This is a genomic window from Muricauda sp. SCSIO 65647, assembly GCF_021534965.1.
Lineage (GTDB): Bacteria > Bacteroidota > Bacteroidia > Flavobacteriales > Flavobacteriaceae > Flagellimonas_A.
On record NZ_CP091037.1, the window covers coordinates 2,855,342 to 2,868,773 of the forward strand.

Annotated in this window: 13 protein-coding genes; 4 read left to right on the plus strand and 9 right to left on the minus strand. The window is 43.1% G+C overall.

Going from position 1 to position 13,432, the window contains the following annotated elements:
* Nucleotides 1-23: 23 nt before the first annotated feature.
* The 3 genes from L0P89_RS12775 to L0P89_RS12785 form a co-directional block, all read right to left on the minus strand.
* Complete coding sequence (locus L0P89_RS12775) at nucleotides 24-1,052, minus strand: COX15/CtaA family protein (protein ID WP_262911452.1); 1,029 nt, start codon at nucleotides 1,050-1,052, stop codon at nucleotides 24-26.
* On the minus strand, nucleotides 1,045-2,496 hold the full coding sequence (locus tag L0P89_RS12780) for a CCA tRNA nucleotidyltransferase (RefSeq protein ID WP_409557551.1): 1,452 nt from the start codon (nucleotides 2,494-2,496) through the stop codon (nucleotides 1,045-1,047). The genes L0P89_RS12775 and L0P89_RS12780 overlap by 8 nt, the downstream gene beginning before the upstream one ends.
* Nucleotides 2,497-2,585: 89 nt before the next feature.
* Nucleotides 2,586-3,482, minus strand: coding sequence for an ATP-grasp fold amidoligase family protein (locus tag L0P89_RS12785; protein ID WP_235265486.1), 897 nt, complete (start codon nucleotides 3,480-3,482; stop codon nucleotides 2,586-2,588).
* A gap of 72 nt (nucleotides 3,483-3,554) precedes the next feature.
* Between L0P89_RS12785 and L0P89_RS12790 the strand changes: the two genes are divergently transcribed.
* Nucleotides 3,555-4,373, plus strand: coding sequence for a glycosyltransferase family 2 protein (locus L0P89_RS12790; protein WP_235265488.1), 819 nt, complete (start codon nucleotides 3,555-3,557; stop codon nucleotides 4,371-4,373).
* Here the strand turns inward: L0P89_RS12790 and L0P89_RS12795 are convergent.
* Nucleotides 4,355-5,149 carry a glycosyltransferase family 2 protein gene (locus tag L0P89_RS12795; protein WP_235265490.1) on the minus strand — a complete coding sequence of 265 codons (795 nt, stop codon included), beginning with the start codon at nucleotides 5,147-5,149 and terminating at the stop codon, nucleotides 4,355-4,357. The genes L0P89_RS12790 and L0P89_RS12795 overlap by 19 nt on opposite strands.
* 183 nt (nucleotides 5,150-5,332) lie before the next feature.
* Entirely contained in the window at nucleotides 5,333-6,148 is an 816-nt protein-coding gene (locus L0P89_RS12800; RefSeq protein ID WP_235265492.1) for a 2,3,4,5-tetrahydropyridine-2,6-dicarboxylate N-succinyltransferase, read from the minus strand.
* A 101-nt stretch (nucleotides 6,149-6,249) separates the two neighbouring features.
* Between L0P89_RS12800 and ruvX the strand changes: the two genes are divergently transcribed.
* The 3 genes from ruvX to L0P89_RS12815 are packed head-to-tail and all read left to right on the plus strand — an operon-like array spanning nucleotide 6,250 to nucleotide 7,757.
* Nucleotides 6,250-6,660: a Holliday junction resolvase RuvX gene (ruvX, locus tag L0P89_RS12805; protein ID WP_235265493.1), complete on the plus strand. Its 411-nt coding sequence runs from the start codon at nucleotides 6,250-6,252 to the stop codon at nucleotides 6,658-6,660.
* Nucleotides 6,661-6,664: 4 nt separating this feature from the next.
* Nucleotides 6,665-7,255 (plus strand): peptide deformylase, encoded by a 591-nt coding sequence (gene def, locus L0P89_RS12810; protein WP_235265495.1) that lies wholly within the window; start codon nucleotides 6,665-6,667, stop codon nucleotides 7,253-7,255.
* Between the two features lie 55 nt (nucleotides 7,256-7,310).
* Entirely contained in the window at nucleotides 7,311-7,757 is a 447-nt protein-coding gene (locus L0P89_RS12815) for a DUF5606 domain-containing protein (RefSeq protein WP_235265496.1), read from the plus strand.
* Between the two features lie 178 nt (nucleotides 7,758-7,935).
* Here the strand turns inward: L0P89_RS12815 and L0P89_RS12820 are convergent, their stop codons facing one another.
* The 4 genes from L0P89_RS12820 to bglX form a co-directional block, all read right to left on the minus strand.
* Complete coding sequence (locus L0P89_RS12820) at nucleotides 7,936-9,552, minus strand: family 20 glycosylhydrolase (protein ID WP_235265498.1); 1,617 nt, start codon at nucleotides 9,550-9,552, stop codon at nucleotides 7,936-7,938.
* A gap of 101 nt (nucleotides 9,553-9,653) precedes the next feature.
* Complete coding sequence (locus L0P89_RS12825) at nucleotides 9,654-10,298, minus strand: GDSL-type esterase/lipase family protein (protein WP_235265503.1); 645 nt, start codon at nucleotides 10,296-10,298, stop codon at nucleotides 9,654-9,656.
* A 10-nt stretch (nucleotides 10,299-10,308) separates the two neighbouring features.
* A complete protein-coding gene (locus L0P89_RS12830) occupies nucleotides 10,309-11,187 on the minus strand; it encodes an alpha/beta hydrolase (RefSeq protein ID WP_235265505.1) in 879 nt (292 codons plus the stop codon).
* A 10-nt stretch (nucleotides 11,188-11,197) separates the two neighbouring features.
* Nucleotides 11,198-13,387 (minus strand): beta-glucosidase BglX, encoded by a 2,190-nt coding sequence (bglX, locus tag L0P89_RS12835; RefSeq protein ID WP_235265506.1) that lies wholly within the window; start codon nucleotides 13,385-13,387, stop codon nucleotides 11,198-11,200.
* Nucleotides 13,388-13,432 lie beyond the last annotated feature (45 nt).

The window sequence follows — 13,432 nt, forward strand, 5'->3', positions numbered from 1 at the left end:
TCCAATAACCTTTGACAACCCACCTACTTGGTATACCTATGCAAGGTAAAGGTCATCGCTGCCAATAGAAAAAAAGCGAATACCTGGTGTACTACACCCAGCCAAACGGGTACCGCATAGAGCAACGTGAGTACACCCGATATAAATTGCACCAATACCAATATCAAAAGGGCATTTATCCCCTTCTTCTGATAAATGGTCACTTCAAATTTACGGGCTTTGTAAGCAATGAAAATAATCAGGCCGACAACTATATAGGCCAAATAACGATGGATGAACTGTACGCCACTTTTTCCTTCGATGAAGTTCTTCAAAAACGGCGTTTGCTCAATATACACCGTTTCGTGTATCAATTTTCCTTCGCTCATCATGGGCCAATGGTTGTGAATGAAGCCCGCATCAAGCCCAGCCACAAAAGCACCCCATATTATTTGCAGCAGCAGTACGGCCAAAACAAACCTGACAAGGTTTCTTAAACCGATATTTGCTTTTTTTCTGTTTGGGAACATTAAATCAAGCGCTACCCAAAGTGTATAGGCGAAAGTGATGAAAGCAGTGGTCAGGTGGGCCGCCAACCGATAGTGGCTTACATCAGGCCGGTCAATGAGCCCACTTTTGACCATATACCAGCCCAAAAACCCTTGAAAAGCTCCCAGAACAAGCAAAATCAATGCTTTTTTTGTGGTAGACTTTGACAATTGCCTTCGTGCCAAAAAATAAACGAAAGGCACTAAGAACACGATACCTATGAACCTGCCGATAACCCTGTGCAGCCATTCCCAGAAATAGATGTCCTTGAAATCAGCCAATGTGAAATGCTGATTGAGCTTTTGATACTCTGGATACTGTTTATAAAGCTCAAAGGCCTCTTGCCACTCAACCTCGTTCATTGGAGGTATTGTACCACTGATCAATCTATAATTCGAAATTGAGAGTCCTGAATGGGTCAAACGTGTGATGCCGCCTACAACTACCATGATGAATATCAATAGACAGCCTATCAACAACCAGGTGATCACTGCTTTGTTGTCTTTTTTTTGGTCTTTATTCACTATTATTTGGGTTTAATCCGATTTCTTTTCCTTTTTTAAGCATGTATTGATGGGCCGCAGTATACTCGTTTGGTATTTCACCTTCAAGAATAGCCTCTTTGATGGCCTCTTTGATGACACCTATTTCTTTCGATGGTTTTAGGTCAAAGGTCTTCATGATCTCTTCACCGCTAATGGGAGGTTGAAAATTTCTTACGCGGTCACGTTCTTCGACCTCAGTGATTTTCTGACGGACTTTTTTGAAATTGTTGAGATACTTTTTTTGCTTTTTTGGATTCTTTGTGGTGATATCGGCCTCGCAAAGGGTCATTAGATCGTCAACATGATCGCCCGCATCGAAGACCAAACGCCTCACCGCCGAATCGGTGACATGGTCTTCGGCCAAAATAACGGGCCTTGAGCTCATCAGCACCATCTTTTGTACAAATTTCATTTTGTCATTGAGCGGAAGCCGTAATCTCTTGAACAATTTATACACCATTTTTGAGCCGACAAATTCGTGGGCATGAAAGGTCCATCCAATTTTTTTATCGAACCGCTTTGTAGGTGCCTTGCCGATATCGTGAAGCAATGCAGCCCAGCGCAACCAAAGATTATCAGTGGTCTGTGCAATATTGTCAACCACCTCTAGCGTATGCCAAAAATTGTCTTTGTGTCTTTGGCCTTCGACTTCTTCGATACCCTGTAAGGCAATCAGCTCTGGCAAAATAAGCGGTAAAAGTCCTGTTTGATGTAAAAGGGTAAAGCCAATTGAGGGCTTATCGGTCATCAAAATTTTGTTCAGTTCGTCAATCGTGCGCTCTTTTGATACAATTTTTAAACGGTCATTGCTCTGGGCGATGGCCTGCAGTGATTTTAACTCGATGGTGAAATTAAGTTGCGAGGCGAACCTGATGGCCCGCATCATTCGCAATGGGTCATCTGAATAGGTAATATCTGGATTGAGCGGAGTGCGAATAAGTTTTCGGTTCAAGTCGCCCAAACCATCGAATGGGTCAAGTAAATCGCCAAAAGTTGTACTATTGAGCGATAGGGCCAGTGCGTTGATGGTAAAATCACGACGTTTTTGATCATCTTCAAGTGTACCGTCTTCAACAATGGGTTTTCTACTGTCGTGGTGGTAGCTTTCTTTTCGGGCACCAACAAACTCGAGTTCAAGGTCTCGGTGTTTGATCATTGCCGTGCCAAAGTTCTTGAAAATGGAAACTTTGGGTTTTCCTTTTAACCGGGAGGCAACCTTTTTGGCAAGCGCTATCCCACTTCCTACAACGACGATGTCAATGTCTTTCGGACTTTTTTTCTCGAGGAAGTAATCCCTCACAAATCCCCCGATGACATAACAGTCCAATGATGCTTCATCGGCAATTGCCCCTATGGTCTTGAAGATGTTATGTTGTAATGCGTGCTTGTGGTTCATGTGAGCGCCGCCATCGATGGGCATCATTTATTCCATCTGCAAATTTACGGCATAGTACACTGCTTTAAAAATAGCTTGCAGACCGGTTTTGAAATTATTTTGAAAGAGGTGTGCGCCTATGCTTCGGTTATAAATTTTTGCCCTTTGGGCACCTTTGGCAGTTCTATGTAGCTTCCTAGTATCTGGTTGTACTTTTGGGGGATAAACTCTTTACGGCCATCAGTGGGGTAAAATGTCATTTCGCCAAAATATATAGTGCCTTCAATGTTATAGAAATCAACCCGTACGAAAGGAAAGTTATCGGCCAGCTTTGCGGCCAGATCCACCATAAGTTCAAAATTCTTCGGTTTCTCCAAACTTCCCTCGAAAAACTTGTTTTGTTGTGTTGTAAAAGGAAGTTTTTGCCAATCAAGGTCATAGTAGCATCTCAAATCTTGAATGCCCCTTTCCATATCGATTTGTACAAATTTGGGTTTTCCCGAAAAACAAAAGAACTTATAATCATTTACGGTTGGCTTACCTATCTCTTCCAAAAACTTTTCTACAATTATTCTTGGTTTGACGTTCTTGTATGCCCATTCCAGTCCGCCGCGATAGTACTGGTTTTTGCCCATCCACTTTCTTAAAAGGTACTTCGCCCGTGTTTTATTTAGCTGCTCTTTATCTTTTACAATAATATTGAAATGAAACCCATGAGTGGCCTTCATCACAAATTTTTTGGGGAGTGCTTCGAAGTCGACTTGGTTTGTTTTTTCATATACGGCAATCAGCTCGTTCAGATATTGTTTTCCAATTTTTTCCTCCACATAAGATCTTACCTCATATTTGTCTACCAATTGGGTAAGAATCGACGGTTTATAGAAAACCTTTAACCAATGTATTTTCTGGTTGAACTCAATCGGATTCTGTAAATCGAGTTTTTTGCCCGAATAATATTCGTAGTAGATTTTAACGTAGTTTTTGGGCGGAAGAAATTTCATTTTCTTGAGTAGGCCCAACCAAATTTTTCTCAACTTAAAGGCAATTTTTAGAAAAACAAAGATATACATTAGACTTTCATATTTTTGGCACAGCAATTTGCGATCATGGAAAAACCGAAAATCTCGATTATTATCAGTACTTACAATGCTGAAGAGTGGCTCGAAAAAGTATTGTGGGGCTTCAATTGCCAAATTTTCAAAGGTTTTGAGGTAGTGGTAGCAGACGATGGCTCCAGGCCATCGACCAGAGAACTCATCGATCGCTTGGGTGAAGAGGTCTTTTATGATATCAAGCATATCTGGCAAGAAGATGATGGTTTTCAAAAATCAAGAATCTTGAACAAGGCCATCTCAGCTTGTAGTGCTGATTACATTATCATGACCGATGGTGACTGTATTCCCCGAGAAGATTTTGTTGAGGTACATTATATCAATAAAGAGGAGGGCTATTTCATTTCGGGGGGGTACTATATGCTGCCCATGAATATCTCTAAGATGATTACCAGAAAAGATATCGAAAAGCAGAATTGTTTTAATATCCATTGGTTGAAAGAAAAAGGTATTCCCAAGACCTTTAAGAACAATAAGTTGCGAGCACGGGGGTTCATTTCAAAGTTGTTGAACACTTTTACCCCTACCAACGCGAGTTGGAACGGTCATAATTCTTCTGGTTGGAAAAAAGACATTCTTAACGTAAATGGTTTTGACGAACGCATGCAATATGGGGGCCAAGACCGTGAATTGGGTGAACGCCTCTTTAATTTCGGTATCAAGTCAAAGCAGTTGCGCTATAGTGCCGTTTGTGTTCACCTTGATCATAAAAGGGGATATAAAACTCCAGAATCGATGGCCAAAAATCATGCGATAAGAAAAGAGACCAGAAAGAAAAAACATGTATGGACGCACTATGGCATTACCAAGTAGTAAGCCAGCTCATTCTTTTTTTCGAGTCTTTTTAATTCTCTGAAACGCTCTAAAACGCCCAAGGCATTGAGGTAGCAAATAATGATACCTTTTTTACCGTCTAAAATGCCCAACCGTAAAAAATAGTGATTGAAGAACTTCCAGCCCGTTTTAACGATCATTGAAAGATAATTGAAGTGCTTTTCCCTGTAAAAGGCTTCTTTTGCCTTCAGCCTTCCATAATGCAACATCTTCGACTTATAGTCTTCGTAGTTTTTATAACAGTAATGGGTAAGCTTTTCATTCAAAATACAAGAAGACCCATCGACTTCCAATGTTTCATGAACCAATTTTTTGTCGGTGAATCGTACCTTACTTTTTCTAAACAGCCGGTGGTTCTTATCGGTCTGCCAACCACTGAAGCGTAGTTTTTCATTTTTGAACATAAAGATGCGATAGAACCAATACGCTTCGCAGGCATCTGGATTATTGATGGTCTCGAGTATTTCATCACGTAGTGAAGGCGAAACTATCTCATCGGCATCAAGAAACAATACCCAGTCATTGCTCGCCTGCTTTAGGGTGAATGATTTTTGGGCCGTGAAATTCTCAAACGCATTTTGTATTACCTTGACCTTTGGGTGATTGATCAAATATTCGTAGGTGCCATCATTGCTATAAGAATCAACGATCAAAATTTCGTCTGCAAATGAAACAGATTCAATGCATTTTTCTATGTAGCCCAGCTCATTGTAGGTAATAATAAGAGCCGAAAGTTTTTGCTTTGGGGCGCTCAAATCAGTCTATTTTTTGGTTTATCGTGTTTGGTCTTGCAAAATTATAACAAAAAATATAGCAGAAAATTGTTTTGCTGATATATTTTCTTACACAGTTTTGCAAGAATCCATTAATTAGATTCATGTCATGGCAAAAGGTTGTTTTGATTTACAGGTTTTGTTTGAAAAAGTTTGATGTGCCCATCAAACCGCTACATCGTGCTCTCGCAGGGCATCGTTCAACGAAGTTTTTTTGTTGGTGCTCTCTTTTCGTTTACCGATGATAAGGGCGCAGGGCACCTGATACTCACCTGCCGAAAACTTTTTGGTGTAACTACCTGGTATAACAACTGAACGCTCGGGAACCCTACTTTTCAACTCCACAGGTTTGTCTCCCGTTACATCGATGATCTTGGTCGAGGCGGTCAGTACTACATTGGCACCCAATACCGCTTCTTTCTCTACACGAACGCCCTCTACAACGATGCAACGCGAACCGATAAAAGCATTGTCTTCAATGATGACAGGGGCTGCCTGTAACGGTTCCAATACACCACCAATACCTACACCGCCACTTAAATGTACGTTTTTGCCGATTTGGGCACAACTGCCAACAGTGGCCCAAGTATCGACCATGGTACCTTCATCAACATAGGCGCCGATATTCACGTAGCTGGGCATCAAAATAGTGCCTGGTGAGATATAGGCTCCGTGACGTGCTACGGCATGGGGTACCACACGTATCCCTTTTTGTTGATACCCTTTTTTGAGCGGAATCTTATCATGGTATTCAAAGATGCCCGCTTCGAGCACTTCCATTTTTTGAATGGGAAAATACAGCACTACGGCTTTTTTGACCCATTCGTTGATCTGCCAGCCGATATCGGTCGGTTCGGCACAGCGCAGGGCACCCTCATCAATCAGGTCGATCACTTCCCGTATTGCCCTTTGGGTGTCATGCTCCTTAAGCAGTTCACGGTTGTCCCAAGCGTTTTCAATCTGTGCCCTCAGTGCTGTCATGATGTAAGAATTTCGTCAAAAATAAGGGTTCGTCCACAATAATCCGCCGAAATTTAAATGAGTAACATTTTTAGGGTTATTTTTGCCAAAAATGTATTTTTTTGGCACGGATAATGGCTTTAGACTATGGCAAAGTGCGGACGGGAATTGCAGTCACCGATGAGTTGCAACTGATCGCCTCAGGTCTGACCACGGTCACTACCGATAAGTTGTTCGATTTCATTGAAAGCTATCTTCATAAAGAGGAAGTTGAACGTATCATTGTCGGGGAACCCAAACAGATGAGCGGTCAGGTTTCAGCATCAGAAACCTTGATTGAAAAATTTTTGAAACAATTCAAGACCCGTTTTCCCAAAATGCCCATTGAACGCCAAGATGAACGTTTCACCTCAAAGATGGCGGTGCAGAGCATGTTGGAAGCAGGAGTAAAGAAAAGGAAGCGCCAAAATAAGGCCTTGGTCGATGAAATCAGCGCGACCTTGATTTTACAGGCCTATCTAGAAAGAAATTGAGCTTATGATTTTACCCATTATCGCCTATGGAGACCCTGTGTTGCGCAAAAAAGCGACAGCTATCACCGATGGGTATCCAAAGTTGACCGAACTCATAGAGAACATGTGGGATACCATGTACAACGCCAGTGGTGTCGGTCTGGCCGCACCACAGATTGGCAAGCCCATTCGCTTGTTCATGGTCGATGCCACACCCTTTGCCGATGATGAAGATTTGAGTGAAGAAGAGCAAAAACAGCTCGATGGTTTCAAAAGGGTCTTTATCAATGCCCAGATACAAGAGGAGACCGGAAAAGAATGGTCTTTTAATGAAGGATGCCTCAGCATACCTGACATTCGTGAAGATGTAAATCGAAAAGATACCATCACCATCACCTATCAAGATGAGGATTTCAATACCCATACCGAAACCTATGATGGATTGGCGGCAAGAATCATACAGCACGAGTACGACCACATCGAGGGCATTCTCTTCACCGATAAACTATCATCGCTCAAAAAACGATTGCTCAAGAGCCGGTTAGACAAAATTTCGAAGGGCAAAATCCAAATCGATTACAAAATGCGCTTTCCAAATCTTAAAAAAGGGCGTTAAAAAATTTGATGGGAGCTATAAAAACCTAATTTTTACACGATAAAACCTGAAAAGAATGACATTGGATAAAATATTATCGATCGGTGGCAAACCTGGTCTCTATAAACTACTGACGCAGACCCGTAGTGGTTTTGTAGGTGAGTCTTTGTTGGATGGCAAAAGGGTTTCGGTAGGTTTGCGAAACAATGTCAGCGTACTTTCAGAAATCGCTATATACACCTTAGAGGAAGAAGTACCGCTGAGGGAAGTATTTCAAAAAATCAAGGACAAGGAAAAAGGAGGTAAAACCGCAATCAGTCACAAAGACGAGAAAATCAAGCTTGAAGAATATTTCTTCGAAGTATTGCCCGATTACGACGAAGACCGTGTTTATGCCAGTGACATCAAAAAGGTGATTCAATGGTACAACATTCTACACGATAACAGTATCACCGATTTTTCAGAACCAGAAGAGGAAACCACCAAAACTGCAGATAAGAAAGACCAAGAGCCTTCTAAGTAGGTTGTTGTTATTTCTCAATAACTCTGAAATTCGCTAGGTTTTTTCGTATAAACCCAATTCAATATTATCTTGGATTAAGAGATTTCCTTTTGATCAATTCACTATTTTGAAATTAGAGTGACCAATACAAATTCAATTTCTGAAAAGGTCAAATAGAATGGGCGACCATGCAAGTACACTAATCCCTTTCAATTTCTTTGTAGGTATGTTTGCTCTCTTTCCAATCTATCAATTTTGAGGGGTAATAGTTTACGTTCATACGGTCGAGGTAGGGAGTCTGTTCGGCCAAACGTTCTTTATAACTCTCCCAATCGTGTTGTTCTTCGGGTGTCCAGGCCAGTTCGGCATATCCGATCGCCCGAGGAAAAGCAAGATACTCCAATTCGGCACTATTGCTAATGGTCTCTGACCAAAGGGGAGCTTCCAGGCCTAAAATACTTTCTTTGGGCAACCCTTCTACATGTGTGGTCGGACTCCAAATATAGGCACTGTCAACGGGTATATAGGCTGCCCAGTGCAGGCCGTATTTTGACAGCGAATCGTATTGCATGTCGAGGTAGGTCTTGGTGGCGGGCGAGAGAATGATTTTCGAACCGTTTTCAGCCGCTTTCAAGGCGTTATGGGGTTCGTTCCATAATTGGGCCACTGTTGAAGGGTCTATTTTGGCTTGGGCGATCTCGTTCCATCCCACCATGCGCTTGCCATGCTTTTTCACGATTTTCTCCACTTTTTCCACAAAGTGTATGTAATCGTTCTTTTTGGTGACATGGCTCTCGTCGCCCCCAATATGAAAATAGGGGCTGGGTGACATGGCCGCTATCTCTCGTACCACATCATCGATAAAGGCATACACGGTATCTTTTCTGGCATCAAAGGTACTGAAACCGACTTGGGTGCCCGTGTAAGCGCTCGGTTTCTTACCATTACCGTTTAAAATGGGATAGCTGAAAGAGGCGGCGTTGGTATGGCCTGGCATATCTATCTCTGGAATGATCTCTATATGGCGCTCGGCCGCATAATCTACCAATTCTTTGAACTCTTCTTGGGTGTAGAAACCACCAGGGCCTCCGCCCACTTCTGTTTGCCCACCCACTTCGGTGAGCTTGGGCCATGATTTGATTTCGATACGCCAGCCTTGATCGTCAGATAGATGCATATGAAAGGCATTGTATTTGTAATAGGCGAGCAGATCGATGAATTTTTTGACCTCCGCCACGGTAAAGAAATGGCGTGCCACATCGAGCATGGCCCCGCGATATTCGAAAATGGGCTCATCAATAATTTTTCCGGAAGGAATCAACCACATGGGCTGCTCAGCTAAAGTGTCGTTGCCGGTCTGGGGAATCAATTGCCTCAACGTCTGAATACCCCGAAAGGCACCTGCCGCGGTCTTGGCATTCAACAGAATGGAGTCGTTCTTGATATACAGTTGATAGGCTTCAGGGTTATCGGTGCCCAAGGTATCGGTCTGATTGATAAAAATGATACGTTCGATGGCTTCGCTTTCGTTGCCATTTACGTACAGATCGAGGTCTATATGATTTTTGATTTTTTGTGCCAGAAAAACACCTACCTCTTCGAAACCGTTTGAAGTTTGCGAGGTATATATAGCCGTATTGACATCTAAACCAAAAGCTGAGTTGGTGGGAATGACCTTTACTGGTCTTGGGATAAGGGCGGCTTCCGTCAAATCGGTTTTCGGATAATTTATCTCCTTTTTCCGTTCGGCGCAAGCCATTAGAAATAGAACAATTGTAAAGACCAAAAGGCCTTTGGCGGCAACTGATTTGAACATGTGGTAATTTTTTATAGGTGATTTGGTCAAATTTACTAAAGACATGGGTGTGATTTCGATATTATTTTTTCAAATGGTGATGATTTCTTTCAAATGATGAACTAATCCATATGGATCTGCAAGGCTTCTTGCCAAATGTCATAGCCTTCTTTGTTCATGTGCAGGCCATCTTCAACGAAAAGACTTTTGTTTACCTTGCGACCCTTTAGCATCGGATCCCATATATTGACAAAGGCCACAGCACTGTCAGTGGCGGCGAGCTGTTTTAGTTGCTCATTCAACTTATGGCATTTTCTTCTCAGTTTCCAGCGGGCAATACTCGGTTTTACCGAGATGATGACGATTTTGGCATTGTGATTCTTTCCCTTGATTTTTTCAATGATGTTCACAAAATTCGAAATAATCTCTTTGGGCTTTCGTCTATAGAACAGGTCATTGTCACCTTCATAAATGAATACTTTGCTCGGATGGTAGTTCAGTACCAATTTGTCTAAATACCCTAAAAGATCGTATGATAGAGACCCGCCAAAACCAGTGTTCAATATTTGGTGTTCGGGGAAACGCTCCTGTAGATCATCCCACAGGCGTATGCTAGAACTTCCTGTAAAAACAAGGGTAGCAATTTTTGGGTTCCAAGTGGTGTCAATCCGCCGCTGTATGGCTACCACTTCCTTTGAAAAATCACGAAACTCTTGGGCGTTTCCAAAAAATAGCCCCAAAAAGAACAGGTAAACCAACTTTTTCATAAATAAAATGCTATTGCTTGGGCTCGGTAATGCCTTGGGCCACTGACCATTCATAAAAACGCTCGATCCACTGGTCAGAGGGTAAATTTTGCTTTTTCATACCGAAACCATGTCCACCTTTGGCATACATATGCAGGGCAACGGGTTTGTTGGCCTTGAGCATTGAATTGTAAAGCTCAACAGAGCCCTTGGCCAGACCAAGGGGGTCATCGGTAGCGCAGATAATTACCATCGGCGGAACATCGCTTTTTGGTGTTTGTACCGCCATGACATCGGTCCAGGCATATACAGGTACCAAGAAGTTGGGTTTGCTCTTTTCGTTATAGTTGTAGGCTACCCCCATGGTGACGGCTCCGCCCGCTGAAAAGCCCATAAACCCTATTTTATTGGGGTTCACGCCATAAGTAGCGGCATTTTCACGCACGTGTGCAATGGCATTCAACCCATCTTGAATTGATATGGGGATGACCTTGGCCACCTCTTCACCAATCTTTTTGGGATCGCTCATCGACAATTGGCTTATCTCACCCACGCCATCTTCACCTGTGGGCACCAAGCGGTATTTCAACACAAATGCAGTAATACCCTTTTCGTTCAGCCATTTGGCGACATCATTGCCCTCACTGTTTATGCTAAGGGCATATAGACCACCCCCTGGGGCCACAATTACGGCCGTGCCATTATTGGTTGCTTCTGAAGGGCGAAAAACCTGTATGGTCGGTACCGAAACATTGGTCACCACCTGGGTCTGCCATATGGTGGAGAAGTATTCTTTTTCGTCGTTTTCCCAAACGATGTCTTCGGTATTTCCATTAGGTAGCTCAATTATTTCTTGCGAAAAGGAAGATAATGCCAAAAACAGACCTATAACAACAGCTAAATACTTCATCACACTTTTTTTATTGATCCACCACAAAACTTCCCGATAGTCCTTCTTGCGAATTGGTACCGACCATCACGTTGAAAGAGCCAGGTTCCACTACCCATTCATACTGTTGATTGTAAAAGCCCAGTTCTTTATCGGTCAAGTTAAACGATACTGTTTTTGAGGTACCTGCTTCGAGCATTATTTTTTCAAAGCCTTTCAATTCCTTTACAGGGCGCACGATACTGGCATAGGGGTCTTGCAAATACAATTGCACTACTTCTTCACCGGCCCTATTTCCCGTATTGGTGACCGATACGGAGACCTTCACATTTTTTGGATCGGTCGCATCGACCTGTAAATCGCTGTATTGAAAGCTTGTGTAGCTTAATCCATGGCCAAAGGGATAAAGCGGACTGTTTTCTTCGTCGGCATAATGTGACCAGAACACATTACCTTCTTTATTCACCGGCCTACCTGTACTGTAGTGGTTATAGTAGATCGGTACTTGCCCCACACTACGTGGAAAGGTCATGGGCAGTTTGCCACTTGGGTTGTAATCACCGAACAGTACTTGGGCGATCGCGTTTCCTGTTTGGCTGCCCAATTGCCATGTTTCTAAGATTGCCGGTATGTTTTCTGCTTCCCAAGTAATAGTCAGCGGTCTTCCGTTCATCAACACCAAAACAATGTTTTTGTTCACCTCATAAACCGCTTTCAATAGCTTTTTTTGAACAACCGGTATGTCAATGGTGGTGCGACTACGCGATTCACCACTCATGAATCCATGTTCACCCAATACCATGATTACTACTTCGGCACTTTTTGCCGCCTCAACGGCTTCTTGAATACCTGAGGTATCGGTCTCATTGACTTTAACATGTTGTAAGAAGCTAGCACTATAAAATGCGGTTGGTCCCTGCACAAAAGTATATTCTTTTGTGTAGGCATCCATCCCCTCTAAAAACGAAACCGCAGAATCATCGTCTGAGGCCAAACGCCAGCTGCCCAGTGGGCTGTTCTTGTCATCGGCAAGATCGCCGATCACGACAATGCCTTTTTGGTCTTTATCGAGTGGCAGCACATTGCCATCGTTTTTTAAGAGTACAATGCTCTTTTTTGCCATCTCTAAGACCCCGGCTTGGTGATCAGGGTGGTATATGCGTTCTTTTTCACGGTCGATATCAGAATATCGGTAAGGGTCCTCAAAAAGGCCCAATTCAAATTTTACCCTTAGAATACGACGTACCGCATCGTCAATTTTGGATTCATCGACTTTTCCTTCTTTGACCAAGCCTGTGAGGTTCTTGAGGTAAGAACCTGAAGCCATATCCATATCAGATCCCGCATTTGCGGCCAATTCAGCGGCATGGGTCGAATCTTTGGCATGACCATGGGCGATCATTTCGGCAACCGACCCCCAGTCAGATACCACAAAACCGTCAAAATTCCATTTTCCCTTTAAAATTTCGCGTTGTAGCATGGCATCTCCCGTAGCAGGTACACCATTTAAGATGTTGAAAGCATTCATAAAGGTTTTTACACCGGCACCCGTGGCTGCTTTAAATGGAGGCAATACCATGTTGTAAAGTGTATAGGTGCCCACATCAACCGTATTGTAGTCCCTTCCGGCCTCTGCAAAACCGTAGGCGGCAAAATGTTTGGCACAGGCCGCAATGGTATTGGGGGCAGATAGGTCCTCACCTTGAAACCCCTTGACCCTTGCAATGGCGATTTTTGAGCCTAGGTAGGTGTCTTCGCCAGCACCTTCCATAACACGGCCCCAACGGGCATCACGTGAAATATCGACCATGGGGGCAAAGGTCCAATGTACACCTTCGGCCGCAGCTTCATCAGCGGCTATCTTCGCTGAATTTTCGATGGCCTGTAAATCCCAACTAGCGGCTTCAGCAAGCGGAATGGGGGCCAAGGTTTTTTGACCGTGTACCACATCGAGGCCAAAAAGCAGAGGTATGCCCAATCGGGTTTCGTTGACCACTATTTCCTGTAATTTTTTGGTCTGTTCGGCGCCCCTTACATTGAGCATGGCACCTACCCAACCTTTTTTCAGGTGTTCGTATTTTTCAACGGCATTGCCTCCTTTCGGGGCAGGACCAGTAGCATCGTAAAAGCCACTATACAGGTTCATTTGACCCACTTTTTCTTCCAACGTCATTAAATTCAATAGCGAATCAATTTGTTTTTCAAAATTTTGTTGGCCCATAAGCGTTGCGTTAAACATAAAAAACGAGATACAAAAAAGCACTGG

Excerpts from the sequence above, each read along its gene's own strand:
- bglX (WP_235265506.1), bottom strand. The coding sequence starts at position 13,387 with ATGGGCCAACAAAATTTTGAAAAACAAATTGATTCGCTATTGAATTTA.
- L0P89_RS12790 (WP_235265488.1), top strand. The coding sequence starts at position 3,555 with ATGGAAAAACCGAAAATCTCGATTATTATCAGTACTTACAATGCTGAA.
- L0P89_RS12830 (WP_235265505.1), bottom strand. The coding sequence starts at position 11,187 with ATGAAGTATTTAGCTGTTGTTATAGGTCTGTTTTTGGCATTATCTTCC.
- L0P89_RS12800 (WP_235265492.1), bottom strand. The coding sequence starts at position 6,148 with ATGACAGCACTGAGGGCACAGATTGAAAACGCTTGGGACAACCGTGAA.
- def (WP_235265495.1), top strand. The coding sequence starts at position 6,665 with ATGATTTTACCCATTATCGCCTATGGAGACCCTGTGTTGCGCAAAAAA.
- L0P89_RS12825 (WP_235265503.1), bottom strand. The coding sequence starts at position 10,298 with ATGAAAAAGTTGGTTTACCTGTTCTTTTTGGGGCTATTTTTTGGAAAC.
- L0P89_RS12820 (WP_235265498.1), bottom strand. The coding sequence starts at position 9,552 with ATGTTCAAATCAGTTGCCGCCAAAGGCCTTTTGGTCTTTACAATTGTT.
- L0P89_RS12780 (WP_409557551.1), bottom strand. The coding sequence starts at position 2,496 with ATGATGCCCATCGATGGCGGCGCTCACATGAACCACAAGCACGCATTA.
- L0P89_RS12815 (WP_235265496.1), top strand. The coding sequence starts at position 7,311 with ATGACATTGGATAAAATATTATCGATCGGTGGCAAACCTGGTCTCTAT.